Genomic DNA, 17,644 nt, shown 5'->3' with positions numbered 1-17,644 from the left:
TGGCTCGGCTCTGACGGGGATCAACCTGAGTTTGGCTTATTTGCGTTTTAGGCTGCGGGCCATATTGCGGAAGGTATCCATGTCCGATCCCCCCTGACGGCGTGGGCTTGCTCCGCTGCTGCTTGAAGCGGAGGATCCCTGCTCAGCAGCAGTTTCAGGAGTTTTGGCTTGCTCTGTGGACAACTTAACTTTGCTGAGGGAAGAGACCTGCTCCACCACCTCCACCTTCTCCTTGCTGCCGAAATCCTGGAAGGTGTGCTTCACGATCCTGGGGGTGCGCATATACTCGATGTTGCCAAGGGTTTTGGCTTCATCTGGGTCGAGAAAAAAAGTATTGTCGTTTTTCGCTTTCTTTGGGGTTGGCTTAGCAACAGTTTCCGGTGAGGACGTGGCCGCAGCTTTGCCGCGCGAGCCGAACAAGCGCTTGAAGATGCCTACCATGGTCGTTTTGCCTGCAATGGGAAGGAAGTTGAGCCGGATCCCTAGGCACTGATATTGACCACCCGCCCTTGGCAAGGTGAGGGCCAGGCCCGGTCATGAAATAATGTTAAGCCAACTTAGAGCACCCTGCCCTCCGGGGCAGAAGGGTTTCTGGATCCCGCACCTCAGAGGGAGAGAGTTTCAACCTCTGGCAAAGGGTTTGGCCGATGGCAATGTAACTCATCCCCAAAGCATCTCAGGATCAGGAAGTTCAGGGATCCCTGTAGCCGACTGCCATACAACCTTCTGGCCGAGAAATTGGCTTACGCTCGCTCCTCTCTTCTAGAGAGCCAGAGGAGTTTCCTCATACGCTAGATGCGTTGTCTTAGCTAGCAGTGGCTATATGGCTATACAGTGAAGTAAGAAGTCCAAAAACTCACTCCAGGCTCAGATAAGTAAAAACTGCAGTATGAAGCTGTGCCTCCAGATCGGCCTGGTAAGAAAACCTTACTGCTGCACTTTTGAGGTGTAGTGTACTTCAACCCTGAGGGGAGCGCCCAGGTTCAAGGCACTGCCGATGCAACGGGCCAGGATTTGAACGTTAAGCCGCTGATCCAGCGATTCTAAACTGGTTGCAAGGCGGCCTTTGCTTGATCTGACTATAGGTGAACGCTGTATACTCATCTTAACAAAATCCCGATTTGGTGAGGGCAAAATAACCGACTGGCCTTCGGATGATCCAAACAGTGATCCAAAAGCTAAAAAGCTATCGAGGAATATCGAAGAAATATTAATCAGCACTATCTAAGAACCTGCTCTTTAAGGCTAGGATGATTTGCCCTTCTTGTGCATCGGCAACCCTACGGATTGGTTAGACAAAACACTCTTAGACTTTAAGGGATCCCACGGAAAAAGAATCTCTACTTTGCGAAGTGCCCTTGGGTAGAGATGAGATCAACCCAGAAAACTTGCTCTCGGTCACCTGCGCACGCTCACCAACCGCCAAAACATCCTGCCCCAACTGGCCGGGGATCCAGCCGCATCGGATTGCCTGGCAACAGGGTTGCCGTAGGTTTCTAGAAGAGCTGTGCTGTTTGGCGGGTTCGGTCTGCCGCGGCTCCCTGTAAAGGATGGATGTTGCCGCCCCGCAGTTGGGCATTGCTCTATTCTGGGATGAGCCCTCTTATAATGAGCATTGGGAATTCAACTGTCCCTGCTGCCCATCCGCCTGGCTGGGTGCTCTTCGTAACCTGGAAAGGGGCAACCGAGCCGCAAAGTCTGGGATAACTGCTGTTACGTTTTGAGAGGAATCCATGTCTCTAGTTTTTAACCTGGTGAAGCGTTTGCAGCTCATCCTGCTCAGCCTTGTGGTTGGGGGGGTAGCTGTGGCGCTCTTGTCCAACCCTGCTGCTGCCGAGACCTACATTGTCAAAATGGGATCTGACAAGGCCCAGTTGGTCTACGATCCGCCTTCTCTCACCATCAACCAAGGGGATACCGTTCAGTGGGTGAACAACAAGGTCTACCCCCACAATGTTGTCTTCGACAAGGTGCCCGGTGGAGATGCGGCTCTGGCCGCCAAGCTCTCCCACAAGGCACTGCTCACTGCTCCTAAGCAGGTGGTGGAGTCGGCTTTTGTTGATGTTCCTCCAGGTGAGTACACCTACTACTGCACGCCCCACCGTGGGGCCGGAATGGTCGGCAAGATCATCGTGAACGGCTAAATCCGCACCCTATCTGCTAGGGATCCCACTTTTGGTTTTGCCTTGCTGGACAGGGATCCCTGCCTTTAGCATAAAAGTTAGCCCTCTCAGGAGTGGGAGGGCTTTTTAGCGAATGAATACGCATCTAACCGGCTTGTCTTCGAGCCGCACAAGTTTAGTCCACAAACGGGTTCTCTATGACCACCAGCGTTAAAGGTTACCTGCTCTTGGCCGTTTCCTGCCTCAGCGCCATTGCTGCTGTTGGCTCAATTTTCGAGTTGGCTTCTGGCGAGCCGGATTTTGGCGTCGGCCCCACCAGCATCATCTTGGTTGTCGCTGCTCCATTGGCTGTTTGGCTGTTTCAGGCTGCGGTTGGAGCGGCACGGGCCGGCAATACGGCCGGAAAGGGGAGCAAAAAGAAAAAGTGAGAAGATGGTGAGAACCCTAGGCAAATGGATATGGAGTCAGCGGGTTTGCTTCAAAGAGACTTCTGACTCCCTCTCGATTTCAGTCAGTTGGTGAAACTCCGGCAAGAGCTCCCGGTTCTGCACAGTTCCAAGAGCTGATTCCAAGCCGGCAGTAGCTAGGGTACAACTGGAGCCAGAACCATTCAGTACGGTCTCGGCGACCCGTCCATCTTTGCCGATCCGATATTCCACCTTGATGTACTCAGGCATCCGCACTCCACTGGTTACCGATCAACAACAGGTTCTTCCCCATTCTAGTTCTTGCTTCCTTTTCCTGGGCTAGATCTGGCTGGGCTCTATGGCTTCTGCTCGTCCCCCCTTCCAGGCTGCCAAAAGGGATCCCGGGATCCGGCGAGACCTCGGCTTGGGTGTGGGGGCATTGGTGTGTGTGGTGCTGATCGGCACCCTCTGGTACCACGGGGTGGAGCAGTGGCCTTGGGTGGAAGCTTTTTACATGACCGTTATCACCCTAACCACCGTGGGCTTCATGGAGGTGGGGCCGCTGGGGGAGCGGGGGCGTTTATTTACGGTGGCCTTGATCCTGATGGGGGTCTTGAGCATCGGCTTCATGGTGAATCGCTTTACAGAGGCCCTCATCCAGGGACATTTTCAGGAAGGGATCCGGCAACGGAAATGGAAGAAACAGATGGAAGCGCTGAACAACCACTACATCATTTGCGGTTTCGGGCGCATTGGCCGGCAGGTGGCTCAAGAGTTTCGAGCAGAAGGGGTGCCATTTTTGGTGATTGATCAGTCTGCCGAGGCCATTCAGGTGGCTCAAGAGCTGGGATACGTGGCCCTCCAGGGGGATAGTACTCTGGATGCCACTTTGCTGGAAGCGCGGGTGCAACAGGCGGAGGGACTGATTGCCGCCCTATCTTCCGATGCCGAGAACCTGTACGTGGTCTTGTCGGCCCGCACCCTGAACCCCCGCATTCGCACTATTGCCCGCGCCAATACGGAAGAGGCTTTGCAAAAACTGCAGCGAGCGGGCGTTGCCCATGCCATTTCTCCTTACATCACGGGCGGAAAACGCATGGCGGCGGCTGCCCTGCGTCCTCGGGTTGTGGACTTTGTGGATGGCATCCTTGTCGGTCGGGATCGCACTTTCTACCTGGAGGAGTACGAGCTGGCAGCCCAAGAATGTCCTTATGTCGGGCAAACCCTACGGAAAGCCGATTTGCGCAACCGATCCGGAGCTTTGGTGGTGGCGATTCGACGGGCGGATGGCCAGTTGATTGGTGGCCCCAGCGGAGAAACCCTGTTGCAGCCGGGGGATCTGCTGCTGTGTATGGGCACTGCAGAGCAGTTGCGCCGGCTTGGACAGTTGCTCTATCCACGCCCGTAGCAGCTTGTTCTGGGTAGCCTGGCTCAAATCCGCCTCAGGATACTGGGGCCGTGAGAGTCGGTGCCGCAGGTTTTCAAAAGTCCGTAGGCCTCGGCCAACTCTTCCGCTTTCTCCGTCACTTCTGGGCTAGGGATCCAAATCTCCGGGTTTTTGTAGGCGTAGTAGACCTCAAGGCCATCTATTCCCAACTCCGCTGCTGCTGGGACAATTTCCTCTGCAGGCAGGCAATAGCGAAAGGGATGGGCCAACACCGCCAAGCCTCCTGCCGCTTGAATGGCCTGGATCGCGTCGGCGGCGGGCAAGCCGGGAACCTGCTCCCCTTGGGCAAAGGGATCCAGGACACCATCGGTGGGATCGAAGCCGTAGCCGAGAATATGCACTTCACAGCCCAACAGGTTTGCGGTGATCTCGATCCCCGGCCACAGGATGGGGTCGTCGGGACGATCCAAGTGGGTGCGTGCTCGTTCGTAGCCCTTCAGGGTGTGGTGATCGGTGATGGCCAGTCCCTTCAGACCGTGCCGGCGTGCTTGCTCCGCCAGATCCACCGGATCCATCTGCCCATCCGAACAGCGGGTATGCAGGTGAAAGTTGTACTGCAAGGGACAAGAATGGGGGCCAACCCTCTGCAGCACCTGCCGCAACTCCACAGCGGAAGCCACCACGCAGGGATCCCGTTCCAAGCTGACAGCCATAGCCACCCTTGGGTTCTGAAGTTTTATTAAGCATGTCCCCCCATTGTAGCCAGGGGTAGGGGTCAGTGCCATGTGTCAAAGGCCGCTGAGCTGAGGGTTCAGAAGGGATCCCTAGCCGTGGGCCAGTACTTCCTCAGCAGCACGAGTTCCTGCCCCTGGAGTGAAGTCGCTGTAGCCCGCCGTGTGTAAAGCCGACTCCAGAGCAGCCAAGGTCATCAGCACATCGCGGTCGCTGATAAAGCCCAAATGGCCGATGCGGAAGATCTTGCCCTTGAGGTGATCTTGTCCGGCAGCAGTGGCCAGATCAAATTGCTTCTTCAAGATGCTGCGAAGGGTATCGGCATTGATCCCTTCGGGAGCCAGCACGGCTGTCACGGCGGGGCTAGCCGCAGATTCTGGATCAACCAAGAGCTTAAGGCCCAGAGCCTTAACACCGGCGCGGGTGGCTTGGGATAACCTGGCATGACGCCGGTAAATGGCCTCCAAACCCTCTGCCCGCATCATCTGTAACGTCGTTCGCAGGGCATAAAACAGGTTCACCGCCGGGGTAAAGGGAGTGGTGCCCTGGTGCAGAGCCTTTTGCGCCAGCTTAAAGCTCCAGTAGTACTTGGGAAAGGTCGAACGTTGTGAAGCGGCCATGGCCCGTTGGCTCACGGCTACAAATCCCAAGCCCGGTGGGATCATGTAGCCTTTCTGGGATCCCGAGGCCACCACATCCAAGCCCCATTCGTCCATCAGCACCGGCATTGCCCCCACGCTGGTGACCCCATCCACCAGGACGAGGGCTTCCCCATGCTCGCGAGCAGCAGCAGCAATGGCTTGCACATCGTTGGCTACGCCGCTGGAAGTTTCCGAGTGGGTGAGGATAACAGCTTTGATGGTTTTTTCCCGGTCGGCAGCCAGCTTTTCTTGGAAGATCTCGACGGGGTAAGGGATCCCCCAGGGAGTTTCCACCCGCTCACACCGAAGGCCAAATTGCTCGGACATTTCCGCCCAGCGCTCCCCAAACTTGCCGTTCACCCCCACCAAAACCCGATCCCCAGGGCTGAGGGTGTTGAGGATCCCGGCTTCCATAGCGCCGGTGCCACTGGCGGAAAAGACAAACACATCTGAGGTGGTTTGGTGCAGCCAGCGCAACCCATCGGTGACCTCTTCCAAAATGGCGGTGAACTCTTTGCTGCGGTGCTCGATGGGCCCCCGTGCCATCGCCAGCAGAGCACTCTCGGGAACGGGAGTGGGGCCGGGGATCATCAATATCAGCTTGTCTTTCATGCTTGCCCTGCTTGGGATGCAAGTGAGGTTTGAAAGGTGGCGGCCAGATTCGAACTGGCGCATAGAGGTTTTGCAGACCTCTGCCTTACCACTTGGCTACGCCACCCCACAACTCAACCAGAAAACACTCGCCTAGAGAGAATATTCTAGCCGAAAACCGGATCCCACTTCCAAGCCTTAACGTGGTGTTCTGTGATTCTGCTTGGGCCGTGAGAATGGTTTTGGATAGAAGGTGACTGGGTTAACGCAATTCCCAATTGGCCATGCAACCGGCTGTACCTGCTTCGTTCAACCTCTGGAAGGGCCTGCTTGTTTGGAGAGACGAGATCTTCTACCTCTGGGGTCTGCTGGCTTTGGGGATCCTGCGAGGAACGGTACCAGAAGCAACGCCAAGCTGGTTTTTGCCGGCAGTTTTGCTGGCCGCCTGGATTGGGGGAACAGGCTGCTGGGGCTTGGGCCGACGCGGGCGGGGATGGGGGCCCCCCTTGCTGATTTTGCTGTTGGGACTACTGCTTACGGAGACATTGCTGGTGGGCTATCGGGTGCCGCCGGGATTAATGCCTACCCCAACGCGGGTGTTGCAGGCCGCCTGGATGGCGCGAGCTGCCCTGATGCGAGATGCAGTGCAAACTTTTGTGCGACAGGCGCTGGTGGGGTTTGGCTTGGGGGTGGGATCCGGCCTGTTGCTGGGGGCGCTCTTGGCCCGTTTTCCCAAGATCGAACAGGGGGTTTTGCCCTATTTGGCAGCCCTCTCCAGTATTCCCATTCCGGCTTTGGCCCCGGTCATGGTGGGGGCATTTGGCATCGACTGGCCCTCGAAAGCAGCAGTGGTGGCGGTGGTGGTGCTGTTTCCGGTGGTGCTCAACACGGTGCGAGGGTTGCGTTCGGTGGATCCCAGCCAATTGGATTTGATGCGCTCTTACGGGGCCGGTGCCGGGCAAGTGTTTTGGCAGGTGCGGATCCCTCAATCTTTGCCCTACATTTTTAATGCCCTCAAGCTGGCGCTCACCTTGGCGATGATTGGATCCATTGTGGGGGAATTCTTTGCCGCTCCGGGGCTTGGTCTGGGCTTCCGCATCCGGATCGAGGCGGCTCGCTTCAATTTCGACATCGTCTGGGCGGCCATCATTTATGCCACCGTTATCAGCGCCCTAGCTTATCAGTTGATTGTAATGGTCGAAAAGCGGCTGACTTTTTGGCACAGTTCCTTTCGCTCTGGGGGCCGTTAGCCCTTAGATTTCCTACATATTTAGCAAAAGGAACAGAATCAAAATATGGAAAGACCACCCTGAAGACTTTCGGCAGTTGGCTCCGACCGGGTTGTTATGCGGTGGCTTTACTCACCACATTGCTATTTGCAAGCGCTCTACTTCTTGAAAACGAGCGTCGCGTGTTACCAAAAACAGAGCATGTTACAGTGCAAGGGCTGCAATCCAGACACCATTCTCAGATAACGGACGCCCCTCGAGCCTTAACTTGTCTTTGACATCACCGTATTGCCGCGCAGTTTCAGCATCACATACCAAAAACTTCCTGCATGCTTAACAGCCGGGATCCCGCCAATCGCTGCAACCAAGGGGTGAGAAACTCTCGGTTGGCCATTTGCTGCTGGGGATCCTGAGTTTCCAGAGGGAAGGGGGCAAGAGCCCGCAGGGCGGCAGTGGTAACACAGAACATGGCCTTTTGGAAGCTAAGGCAGATTTTCACCCGCAGGTCATCATCCCCGCGAGGCTGGCGGCGGTAGTGCTCTCGCAAGTAGGGGGGCAGGTGGCGCATCATATCCTGCATCAACAGGGTAGGCGGGATCCCGGCGCTCCCCACCGGCAGTGGGTCGGCATACAGGGCCCCATAGGCAAAATCCGCCTGCTCTTGCGGAATCTGACCGGCCTGGGCGTTGTAGGAAACCGTACCCATGAAGGGAAAAGAGCGGAAAAACACCGCCTCCACATAAGGGATGGCCGTATCCGGCAGGAAGGTCAGGCCTGCTGAGAGAGGAATGATCTCATAGCGCCGGCCCCAGATGCAGGGAGCATAGGCGATGGGTTTGTCGGCGGCGGCCACCAGCCCTTGCTGAATGTGGGCCACTACCTCGGGGATGGTGAGGTGGGGTTCTGTCTCAGAGCGCTTGGACAGAGACAGGAAAATATCGCTCATCACCCGCCAAAACTGGCCCAAGCCGCTGTACATGGCCAGCATGCGCACCTGTTCCAGAGCAAAGTCGGGAAACAGGATCCCCAAGCCCTGCAAGAAGGGGTTAAAGCGGATTTTGGCTCGGATGGCGGCCTTGGCCCGTTGGACAAATTCGGGAGTATCCAGGTAGCGGTCTAGCCCCCCTCCCCCATGCCAGAGCATAGCCTTCATGCAGTATTCGGCAAACTCGTAGTTGATGCGGTCATGCCACAGGTAGCGCAGCCATTTGCCCAGGGTAATCTCGCCGTTGAAATACTTGAACGCCGGAAAAAGCTCCAAAAATTGGTGGTCGGCAATAAAGATCAAATTGCGCGAATAGGCATCCAGCACCTCGCCGTAGCTATGCAGGATGCCAATGACCTCTAGGCGATTGGCAGGGGCATCCGGCACAAGGGCTCCCCCTGCCTCTAGGCGCTGGACAATAGGAGCCAGTTGCAGTTGCTCCAGAGGAGATAAGCCGGCCAGAAAGAAGCAGGAAGGAGCAGGAGCAAGAGTGGCAGTCATGGGAGCAAAAGAAACTCCGTCGATCTCATCAAATCATCAAAAGGAAGACAACCCAAACTGAAAGGCAGTGACCAGTCCTGCAACACCAGCTAGGTTAGCCTTGGCCAAGGCCAAGGTGGTGGACTCCACCCAGCGGGTTGCCCAGCTAGGCTGCAGGCCCAGTAACACCACCAGCGTTGCCAAAACAACAGCAGGCAGGCGCTCTTCAGTGGCGTGGCGTTGCATGGCTATGGCCACTTGCGAGAGGCGCCCAAAAAAGACACGGTTCACCATCAGCAGAAAATAGGCCGCCGTCAATCCCGTCCCCACCATGCACAGGAGCGTTTGCAGGGGAAAGACGGCAAAGCTGCCCCGAAAGAGGGTGAACTCAGCTATAAAGCCCACCATGCCCGGTGTGCCGCCACTGGCCATCACCCCTAGCACCATCAAGCTGCCAATAAGCGGTAAGCCCCGCTCCGGGTTGAGCAATCCCCGCAGCAGCTTGAGATCCCGTGTGCCGGTGTTGGCATAGACGGCTCCCACCAGAAGAAACAGCAGCGAGGAGATGAGGCCATGGCTGACCATCTGAAAGATGGATCCCACCAGGGAGAGGGGAGTGGCTGCTGCTACAGCCAAGAGAATGTAGCCCATGTGGGCAATGGAGCTGTAGGCCACCAGCTTTTTCATATCCTGCTGCACCAAGGCGTTCAGGGATCCATAGAGCACGTTAACCACCGCCCAACCGGCCAGCCAAGGCCCGGCTTGATCCCAGGCATCCGGCAAGAGCTGCAGGCCAAAGCGCACCAGGCCGTAGGTGCCCAACTTCAAAAGCAAACCCGCCAGCAACACGGAAATGGGGGTGGAAGCCTCCACATGGGCATCCGGCAACCAGGTGTGGAAGGGCACCAAGGGGATCTTGATGGCCAGCCCCAGCAGAATGGGAATAAGCAACAGGGTTTGTTGCACCAGGGGCAAGGGGTGAGCCTGCAGGACGGTATAGGTAAAGCTGTGGGCATCGCTCAGCCAACTGAGGCCGAAAAAGCCAATCAAGAGGAGGATCCCCGACAGAGCGGTGTAAACCAAAAACTTGGTGGCGGCATAGGTGCGGCGCGGCCCTCCCCAGATGGCGATGAGCAAATACAGGGGGATCAGCTCCACTTCATAGAACAGGAAAAACAGCAGCAAATTCTGAGCCAAAAAAGCTCCGGCCACCGCTGCCGCCAGCATGAGCACCAAGCTGTAGTAGAGGCGGGGCCGCTCCACCTGGCCGCTGGCCCAAATAGCCATCAACACCAGTAGCCCGGTCATCACCACCAAAGGCAGAGAGATCCCATCCACTCCCACCTCATAAACCAAGCCCAACTGGGGGATCCAGGCCATCTTTTCCGCCAATTGCAGGGATCCAAGGTGGGGGTCAAAGATCAGCAACAGCCCCGCGCTCAGGCCAAACAAAACCCACCCAAACCCCAAGGCCAAAGCCCGGTGCAAGCCCTTCCCCGCCTGCTCGGGAATCAACCCAATCAAGATGCTCCCCAACAACGGGATCCCGATCAAAAGGCTCAACATGGCTCTCTCCCATCAATAGGCCAACCCCAGATGGAGCGAATGCAGCAGCCAAGCTGTAACCAACACCACCCCCATGACAATCACCAGCACATAGAGTTGCATCCGCCCCGACAGGGTGTACTTGAGGGCTTCGCCGCTGAAGAAAAAGGCCAGGCTCACCCCGTTCACCAAGCCGTCCACTCCGTTGCGATCCAGCCACTCCAATCCGCGGGAGAGGGCGCCGACCGGTTGCACCACCAGGGCTTGGTAGAGGTGCCCCGTGTAAAAGTCGTGGGCCAGCAGATCCTGCAACTCCGGCCAGGGCAGATATACCCTCCGTTGGTCCCCCCAGTACAGCCAGCCGCCAATGGCTGCCCCCACCAGCCCAGCAGCCGTCAGCAGAGCCGCCATCCACCTCAGCTCCGGGCTCCAGTCGGGATAGAGCCCCCAGCGCCCCAACAGCCAGGGCATGAGCAAGGTTTGCACCGTCAGGATGCCCATGGGCAGAGCCATCAGCCAGCCCACCTCAGGGGCCCGGCGGGTTTTGGGTTGAGGGGATCCCAAAAAGACCAGGCCAAACACCCGCGCCAGGTTGAGAGCCGTCAGCCCATTCACCAGCAGCAGCACCCCCACCAGGGCCGGCTGCACCCCGCTGTGGACCAGCGCCAGGCGGGTCAGCGTCCAAAAGCACCCTAGGGGCAGCAGAGCCACCATCCCCAGGGATCCCACCACAAAGGCGGCAACTGTGGCCGGCATGCGGCTGCGCAGGCCCCCCAGCTCTGTCAAATCTTGGGTAGAGGTGGTGTAGATGAGGGATCCCACCCCCATAAACAGCAACGCCTTAGCCAGGCCGTGCATCAGCAGCAACTCCAGGGCCAGCTCCGGCTGCTGCATCCCCACTGCCATAAACACCAACCCCAAGTAGGCACTCGTGGAGTAGGAGAAGGTGCGTTTGATATCGATTTGCGCCAAGGCCACCAGGGATCCGCCCAGGGCTGTGATCGTGCCGATGGCCACCAAGACCCCATTCGTAATCGGCGACAGGGCCAGTAGCGGTTGCAGCTTAATCAGCACAAAAGCCCCGCAGGCCACCACCGCCGAATTGCGCAGGATCGAGGCCGGGTTGGGCGCTTCCATCGCCTCGTCCAGCCACAGGTGCAGCGGAAATTGAGCGCATTTGCCCAAGGGACCCGCCATCAAGGCCAAGCCCATCCAAGCTGCCCAGGTGGGATCCAAGCTGGCCGTAGCCGCCCAGTCCCGCAGGCCGGAAAAGGTCAAGGCCCCAGAAAAGTTGGAAATTGCCACCACCCCCATCAGCAGCAACAGATCCCCTACCCGCTTGGTTAAAAACGCATCCCGCGCCGCCGTCACCACCAGAGGCTGGGCGTACCAAAAGCCCACCAGCAAATAGGTGGAAAGGGTGAGCATCTCCAGCAGGGCATAGCTGAAAAACAGCGAGTCGCTGAGGGCGATCCCTGTCATTCCCCCCTCGAAAAAGCCCATTAGAGCGGCAAAGCGACCCAGGCCCCAGTCCTTATCCAAATACCCCAGCGCATAGATCTGGGCCAGCAGGCTCAAACCGCTGATCCAGACGACGGCCCCCATTGTCAGAGGCGAGATCTCCAAAGACAGAGTCAAATCCAGATCGGCCACCCGAAACCAGAGGTAGTTCAAGATCTGGGGATCCCGACCCCAAACCTGCCGCAACAGCCAAAGGCCATGGGCAAAGGCGGCAAAAGTCAGAAGGATGTTGAGGTAAGCTGCCGGGCGCGGGCCACTGCGCTTGACCCACCCCGTTGCCCAGGGAATGGCCAAAGCTGTTCCCGCCCACCCATAGCAAGGGATCCACCAACTGCTCCCCAACCCCAAAAGGTTTGACATCATTATTAAATGCTATTAAATGCTAAATAAAACGGAAAACTGGATCCAACGGAAATCGGTCAGGCTTTTGAATCGCTCGTTCTCTATTTCACGATATACCTGGCTCGAACGGTTCCAAAACCGGGCCGGATGGCTTGAGCCAATCTCGAAGTTGAGCGGCAATGCGCCGGGCAGCTCCTGGGGATCCCATGCGGCGGCGTCCATGGGCCTGCAACTCAGCCGCGTAGTTGGGATCGGCGGCCAGGCGTTCCAGAATCCGGCCAACCACGGCGGGAGCCTGCTCCACTGAGGTCAGGTGGACGGCGGATCCCAAAAGACGGGTCTGCGCTTCAGCAAAGCGCGGGGTAAACTGGGGCCCTTCTCCCGGCAGGGTCACCACCGGTTTTCCCAAGCCCACACATTGCTCGGTGGCCGTTCCCGCCATGGCCAGCACCACCGTTGCTCGTTGGGCACAGGCCCCGAAGTCCCCCCAAACCAGAAGTACATCGCTGCGCTGAGATGGGATCCGAGCCTGAAGCGGGTCTCGTTCTAGGTTGGGGCTGAGGGCAGCATAGACTTGCAGCTCCTTTGGGAGCCGCTCCACCACCTGCATCATCAGAGCCCAGTTGCGATAGGCTTCCGGCGGACGGGATCCGGGCAAGAGCAGCAAGGCCGGTCGGTGGGGATCCAAAGGCAATGTCCCGCGTGGCTCTAGGCCATCCATCATCGGGTTGCCCAGGTAAAAGGCCCTTAGGCCCCGTTTTTGCAAAGCTGTAGCCGTCAGCTCATCCCGCAAAAAAGAACCCAGGCAGCGCTTGTGGGCCATCAGCCAGCGCTCCCAGGGCAGGTAATCGGAAATCGGCTGCCCAAAAGGGATCCAGGGGCGTCGGTAGGGCCCCCGTTCATCTCGCCAGTAATAGTCCGACTTGGCCGTGCCCACAAAGACGTAGGGGATCCCGCTCCACCACGCCATCAGCAAGGGCACAATATCCCCCACGGCCAGCACCAGGTTCCTCTGGGCTGCTGCCCGCCGAACCAACGCCAATTGCCGCCCCGTCAGCCCCAGCAAACCGGCCCGCAAATCCCGCCACAACTGCCGCCAATCCTGATAAATAAACCCCCCCGACGGCATCACCTGGGCAATGGGCAGCAGGGGGATCCCTTGGCGTTGGTAGGCTGTCCCTTCTCCCACAATCGGCAAGGCTTGCACCGGGATCCCCAGTTGGACTAGGGCAACAGCAAGGCGACTGCCCACCTCATCTTCCCCGTGTCCATTGCTCAGACACAGCACCTGCGGTGGGTTTGTCGGATTCCATTGGGTTCCCATAGCTTGCCGTAGGCGCAATCTGGGCTGAATCAAGAGGGATCCCCCAGCTCACCAGAAATCTCCTCATAGAATAGAGCCAATCCAAGAGGGGAACCCGGGAGATGATCCGAAATGAGCGACAACGAGCCGAGCTTATTGCAGCGGTAGAAGCCCTTCAGCTGGAAGGCCCCTACTTTATAGAAGAGCGCCTCGCCCGCCATCGCGGCCCTTTCTTGCGGGCAGTGAAAGATGTGCCTGTAGGGGGAACTTGGTGGGAGATCCGCTACTTTCCCGCCTGCGAGCGCTATGCTTGGGCCTACTTGCTGGAAGGGGCCGGCCCACGGGCCTTCGCCTGGGGACACACGCCGCAGCAAGCCTTTCTTAACGCCTTATGGCATCACCCTCTTTCTCCTCAGGGCCAAGGACAGCCTCAGGGAAACCATTCCGATTTACAGTGAATTGACTACTCTCCACCCTACTGACTTGCTTCCGGCTAAGGGTAGGACGGGGCTTTAGGCGCATTTTTTTGGTAAAAATTAAGCAACTCTCTTCCCACGTATAGGGAACATGAAACCCCAGGCCGTCGCCCGTATTCTGGATGCCAACCTCGATCGAGCTCGTGAAGGACTACGGGTATTGGAAGAATGGTTTCGTTTCGGCCTGGAAGAGGGAGAGCTCTCTGCCGAATGCAAGGCCATGCGCCAAGCCCTAGCCCGCTGGCACAGCGATCCCCTGCGTTTGGCCCGCGATACCCCCGCCGATCCAGGCACCCAGATCTCCCACCCCCAAGAGGAGCAACGGCGGGATCTCCGCCACCTCTTGCAAGCCAATTGCAGCCGTGTGCAAGAAGCCCTGCGGGTGTTAGAAGAATACGGCAAGTTGGCCGAATCCCACCACTGGGTGGCCCCTGGCCTGGCCAAGCTGGCCAAAGACATGCGCTATCGGCTCTACGTCCTGGAAAGTGAACTGCTGGGCGGATCCCTGCGGCAGCGTCTCCTGGCAGCCCATCTTTATTTGGTGACCAGCCCTGTGCCCCACTGGCTAGAGGTGGTGGAAAAATCCCTGCGGGGCGGGGTGACCCTGGTGCAATATCGCCGCAAAAACCTCCCCGACGGCGAGATGCTGCGGGATCTCAAACAGCTGCGGCAGCTGTGCGACCGCTACCAGGCGCTGATGATCGTCAACGACCGGGTGGACTTGGCTCTGGTCAGCCAGGCTGATGGGGTTCACCTGGGCCAGACGGATCTGCCGGTCGCCCAAGCTCGGCACCTCCTGGGATCCCAGCGGCTCATTGGCCTGTCCACCACCAACGCCGAAGAGCTGGCCCAAGCCCTGAACAGCGACGTGGACTACATTGGCGTCGGCCCCGTTTACCCCACCCCCACCAAAGCGGAGAAACCCCCCGCCGGCTTGGAGTATGTGCGCCTGGCTGCCGAGAAAGCCCACCTGCCCTGGTTTGCCATCGGCGGCATCGATCCCCACAACCTGCCCGAGGTGCGTCGAGCTGGGGCCACCCGTGTAGCTGTGGTGCGGGCTTTGATGGAAGCTGCCGATCCCACCCAGACAGCCCGCACCATGCTGGCCGAACTGCAAGGGATCCCTGCCCTATCCTAAAGATCAACCGTGAAGCTCAACCGTGAGCATTTTGCTGCTTATTGGCTGTTCCAATCCAAATGGTTTCTGAACAAGTGAGAGGAAGATGAAGTAAGGATGTTCTAAACTCCAGAGGCGATGACAGAAGCCGCAAGAAAAACAAATCCAGACAGCAGGGATCCTGCCCTGGTCGAGATCCCGGCGGAGCTGCAAGCAGGGCTGGTGACAGAGCTGGATTTGATGATCCGGGCCCGCTACCCCCTGGTTTACTTGGTCTCTCCAGAAGAAGAGCCTGCCGATGCCGTGCTAACCCAAGTAGCCAGACGGACAGACCCACCGCGGCAATTGTTGTTCTGGGACTTGGTGCGGGGCTGGCAGGATACAGGCGAGGATCGGGGCTCCATCATGGCAGCTCTGGGGCGGGTGTGGCGCTCTGCCCCCAACGAGGACACCCTGTTTGTGCTGCGGGATCTGCACTTTGTGTTGCGCAACGCCACCAGCGACAAAAACGCTCCCATCATCCGGGAGCTGAAAAACCTCAGCCGCGAGCTCAAGCGCACCCGCAAGATGCTGATCCTGCTCAGCCACACCCTGGAAGTGCCCAGCGACCTGACGGAGGAGATCACCGTCGTCGATATTCCCCTGCCCAACAGCGAAGAGATCAGCCGCCTCATCCAGCTCTACGTGGCCCCAGATAAACTCAAGCTCACCCCTCTGGCCCGCGAGCAACTGGTCAAAGCTTGTCAGGGACTGAGCCGAGAACGTATCCGCCGCGTTTTGGCCCGCGCTTTGGCCGCCAAGCAGGAGGTCAACGAAGCCGATATCGACCTGGTGCTGGAGGAGAAAAAGCAGGCCATCCGCCAAACCGGCATCCTGGAGTTTTTCACCGCCCGCGAGACCCTCAAAAGTGTGGGGGGCCTGGATAACCTCAAGGCCTGGGTGCGAGTGCGGCAAGAAGCCTTTACCGAAGAGGCGCGTCGCTATGGCCTGCCCAACCCCAAGGGCGTGCTGCTGGTCGGGATCCAGGGCACCGGCAAATCCCTCTCCGCCAAGACCATCGCCAATGAGTGGCGGCTGCCCCTGCTGAGATTGGATGCCGGGCGGCTGTTTGCCGGCATCGTCGGCGAGTCGGAAAGCCGGGTGCGGCAGATGATCCAACTGGCAGAGGCGATGGCCCCCTGCGTGCTTTGGATCGACGAGATCGACAAAGCCTTTGGCAACATCACCAGCAGTGCCGATGGAGATTCTGGTACCAGCCGCCGGGTGTTTGGCAGCCTGATTACCTGGATGCAGGAGAAAACCAGCCCTGTTTTCATTGTGGCCACCGCCAACAACGTGCCGCTGCTGCCGCCAGAGCTGTTGCGCAAGGGCCGCTTTGACGAGATTTTCTTCTTGAACCTGCCCACCCACGCTGAGCGCAAAGAGATCTTCCGGGTGCATTTGCAGCGGTTGCGCCCCAGCCGCCTGCGAGAATTTGACCTGGAAGCTTTGGCAGCCGCAGCTCAGGACTTCAGCGGGGCCGAGATCGAGCAAGCCATCGTAGATGCCATGTACAACGCCTTTGGGGGCAGTGGCAGCGGCGCCCGGCGGGACTTTACCCAAGAAGATATCCTGCAGGCCATCCGCGAAACCGTGCCCTTGGCCTCGATTGCCCGCGACCAAATCGAAAGCCTCAAGTGCTGGGCCGCCCAAGCCGGTGCCAGAACGGCCTCTCAAGATGCCCAAGTGCTGCAGGAGATGAAGCAGTGTTTTGCCTCTTCTTGAGATTCAAAATGGGTAAAATCCACCTCCCAGCCCAAATAAAGCAGCTAGTATGCCAATACCCACAGCAACTCCAGCCGCTATCTTCAAGTTTTCTTCTAGGCTTTTAGCATCTGCCTTTTCCTTCATTGCAGTTAGCAAAAATAGCTGATCCTCCCCACTCAGCCCACTTATAAAATGGGGATATAGATTCGATAGGGACAGCTTTAAAATGATCGATCCTACTTCTACAGTGAAGCTCAAGCTGGGAAAGCTTCGAGTTCCTATCTTTCTCTATCTGGGCTATTACTGATTTTGCCTCTTCCTGTAGCTTCTTAGCGCTCTCAACTTGCGACTTGCTATATCCTTTATCAAAAATGGCCATAAAAAGACTAATAACTGAGATTAGAAAGAGCACAAGCCCGATTGAGCTACTTAAGGCACCAATGAACAAGCTCAGGACTAAAAGCGAGAGGGCACCCAGTATAGTGTCACTTTTGGTGGCAAAGGTATGATCAATTTTAGCTTCCTCTTGTTTTATTCCGATAGAGATCAAGTTTCTCCTTAACTCAGACTTAACTTGCTCTACTCTTTGGTTATAGTTGGCCTCGATGTTTTTCTTACGACGTTCTATCTCTTCTGCAGCTTCCTTTATCTTGTCGAAGTCAAAGGGCCAAGGTTTGCCATCTTGTGTGCTGTAACCGCGTTCTGCTTTTAAGTCTTGGTCATACCCGCTCCCTTTTGTGGGCGAAGTCTGGGAAAGCCTTTGGGAGTCATAGGCTTTTCGCTTCACAGGATCGCTCAGGACCGAGTATGCTTCCTGAATAGACTTAAACTTTTCCTCAATGTACTGCCGCCCCTTAACAGGTGTATCTGGGTGAAGTTTATCGGGATGGTATTCTTTGGCAAGCCGCCTGTAGCTCTCTTTAATTTCTTCTAGAGTTGCATTGGGCTGTAATTCCAGCTCGCGGTAAAGGTCTTTCATGGGAGGATCCGGCGCAGGGGGCCTTGTGCCAGCTACTTTG

General features: G+C 57.6%; 16 protein-coding genes and 1 tRNA gene. 7 read left to right on the top strand and 10 right to left on the bottom strand.

Annotated elements, in window-relative coordinates:
• Positions 1 to 36: 36 nt before the first annotated feature.
• Complete coding sequence (locus tag NW842_RS01350) at positions 37 to 441, bottom strand: hypothetical protein (protein WP_414373742.1); 405 nt, start codon at positions 439 to 441, stop codon at positions 37 to 39.
• A gap of 1,292 nt (positions 442 to 1,733) precedes the next feature.
• On the opposite strand from NW842_RS01350, the gene petE reads away from it, so the two are divergent.
• Positions 1,734 to 2,144: a plastocyanin gene (gene petE, locus NW842_RS01345; RefSeq protein WP_414373743.1), complete on the top strand. Its 411-nt coding sequence runs from the start codon at positions 1,734 to 1,736 to the stop codon at positions 2,142 to 2,144.
• 176 nt (positions 2,145 to 2,320) lie between these two features.
• Positions 2,321 to 2,551: a hypothetical protein gene (locus NW842_RS01340; RefSeq protein ID WP_011433402.1), complete on the top strand. Its 231-nt coding sequence runs from the start codon at positions 2,321 to 2,323 to the stop codon at positions 2,549 to 2,551.
• A gap of 36 nt (positions 2,552 to 2,587) precedes the next feature.
• Here the strand turns inward: NW842_RS01340 and NW842_RS01335 are convergent, their stop codons facing one another.
• On the bottom strand, positions 2,588 to 2,800 hold the full coding sequence (locus tag NW842_RS01335) for a DUF2997 domain-containing protein (RefSeq protein WP_414373745.1): 213 nt from the start codon (positions 2,798 to 2,800) through the stop codon (positions 2,588 to 2,590).
• An 88-nt stretch (positions 2,801 to 2,888) separates the two neighbouring features.
• On the opposite strand from NW842_RS01335, the gene NW842_RS01330 reads away from it, so the two are divergent.
• The gene (locus NW842_RS01330; RefSeq protein ID WP_414373746.1) at positions 2,889 to 3,938 is read left to right on the top strand and encodes a potassium channel family protein; all 1,050 of its coding nucleotides are present in this window, start codon (positions 2,889 to 2,891) and stop codon (positions 3,936 to 3,938) included.
• Between the two features lie 23 nt (positions 3,939 to 3,961).
• Here NW842_RS01330 and NW842_RS01325 read toward each other — a convergent pair whose 3' ends face one another.
• The 3 genes from NW842_RS01325 to NW842_RS01315 form a co-directional block, all read right to left on the bottom strand.
• Positions 3,962 to 4,630 carry a PHP domain-containing protein gene (locus tag NW842_RS01325; RefSeq protein ID WP_414373748.1) on the bottom strand — a complete coding sequence of 223 codons (669 nt, stop codon included), beginning with the start codon at positions 4,628 to 4,630 and terminating at the stop codon, positions 3,962 to 3,964.
• Between the two features lie 111 nt (positions 4,631 to 4,741).
• Positions 4,742 to 5,902 (bottom strand): pyridoxal-phosphate-dependent aminotransferase family protein, encoded by a 1,161-nt coding sequence (locus NW842_RS01320; protein WP_414373750.1) that lies wholly within the window; start codon positions 5,900 to 5,902, stop codon positions 4,742 to 4,744.
• Positions 5,903 to 5,936: 34 nt separating this feature from the next.
• Positions 5,937 to 6,008 (bottom strand) — tRNA-Cys (locus NW842_RS01315).
• 157 nt (positions 6,009 to 6,165) lie between these two features.
• On the opposite strand from NW842_RS01315, the gene NW842_RS01310 reads away from it, so the two are divergent.
• Complete coding sequence (locus NW842_RS01310) at positions 6,166 to 7,131, top strand: ABC transporter permease (RefSeq protein WP_414357663.1); 966 nt, start codon at positions 6,166 to 6,168, stop codon at positions 7,129 to 7,131.
• Positions 7,132 to 7,417: 286 nt separating this feature from the next.
• Here the strand turns inward: NW842_RS01310 and NW842_RS01305 are convergent, their stop codons facing one another.
• The 4 genes from NW842_RS01305 to NW842_RS01290 all read right to left on the bottom strand — a co-directional run bounded on the left by NW842_RS01305 (position 7,418) and on the right by NW842_RS01290 (position 13,340).
• The gene (locus tag NW842_RS01305) at positions 7,418 to 8,596 is read right to left on the bottom strand and encodes a CO2 hydration protein (RefSeq protein ID WP_414417325.1); all 1,179 of its coding nucleotides are present in this window, start codon (positions 8,594 to 8,596) and stop codon (positions 7,418 to 7,420) included.
• Between the two features lie 36 nt (positions 8,597 to 8,632).
• Positions 8,633 to 10,141 carry an NADH-quinone oxidoreductase subunit M gene (locus tag NW842_RS01300; protein WP_414417324.1) on the bottom strand — a complete coding sequence of 503 codons (1,509 nt, stop codon included), beginning with the start codon at positions 10,139 to 10,141 and terminating at the stop codon, positions 8,633 to 8,635.
• A gap of 12 nt (positions 10,142 to 10,153) precedes the next feature.
• The gene (locus NW842_RS01295; protein ID WP_414417323.1) at positions 10,154 to 12,004 is read right to left on the bottom strand and encodes an NAD(P)H-quinone oxidoreductase subunit F; all 1,851 of its coding nucleotides are present in this window, start codon (positions 12,002 to 12,004) and stop codon (positions 10,154 to 10,156) included.
• Between the two features lie 85 nt (positions 12,005 to 12,089).
• Positions 12,090 to 13,340: a lipid-A-disaccharide synthase-related protein gene (locus NW842_RS01290; protein WP_414417322.1), complete on the bottom strand. Its 1,251-nt coding sequence runs from the start codon at positions 13,338 to 13,340 to the stop codon at positions 12,090 to 12,092.
• A 68-nt stretch (positions 13,341 to 13,408) separates the two neighbouring features.
• Here NW842_RS01290 and NW842_RS01285 point away from each other — a divergent pair, with 68 nt between their 5' ends.
• The 3 genes from NW842_RS01285 to NW842_RS01275 all read left to right on the top strand — a co-directional run bounded on the left by NW842_RS01285 (position 13,409) and on the right by NW842_RS01275 (position 16,643).
• On the top strand, positions 13,409 to 13,744 hold the full coding sequence (locus NW842_RS01285; protein WP_414417321.1) for a hypothetical protein: 336 nt from the start codon (positions 13,409 to 13,411) through the stop codon (positions 13,742 to 13,744).
• Positions 13,745 to 13,853: 109 nt separating this feature from the next.
• Entirely contained in the window at positions 13,854 to 14,900 is a 1,047-nt protein-coding gene (locus tag NW842_RS01280) for a thiamine phosphate synthase (protein WP_414350712.1), read from the top strand.
• Between the two features lie 219 nt (positions 14,901 to 15,119).
• Entirely contained in the window at positions 15,120 to 16,643 is a 1,524-nt protein-coding gene (locus tag NW842_RS01275) for an AAA family ATPase (RefSeq protein WP_414407588.1), read from the top strand.
• Positions 16,644 to 16,746: 103 nt separating this feature from the next.
• On the opposite strand, the gene NW842_RS01270 is transcribed toward NW842_RS01275, so the two are convergent.
• Complete coding sequence (locus NW842_RS01270; protein WP_011433414.1) at positions 16,747 to 17,604, bottom strand: DnaJ domain-containing protein; 858 nt, start codon at positions 17,602 to 17,604, stop codon at positions 16,747 to 16,749.
• Positions 17,605 to 17,644: the final 40 nt, after the last annotated feature.

Origin of the sequence: Synechococcus sp. R55.4, assembly GCF_047461935.1 — a bacterium.
Taxonomy (GTDB): Bacteria; Cyanobacteriota; Cyanobacteriia; order Thermostichales; family Thermostichaceae; genus Thermostichus.
The sequence above is the reverse complement of the archived record's forward strand: the minus strand, read 5'-3'. Positions and strand labels throughout refer to the sequence as shown.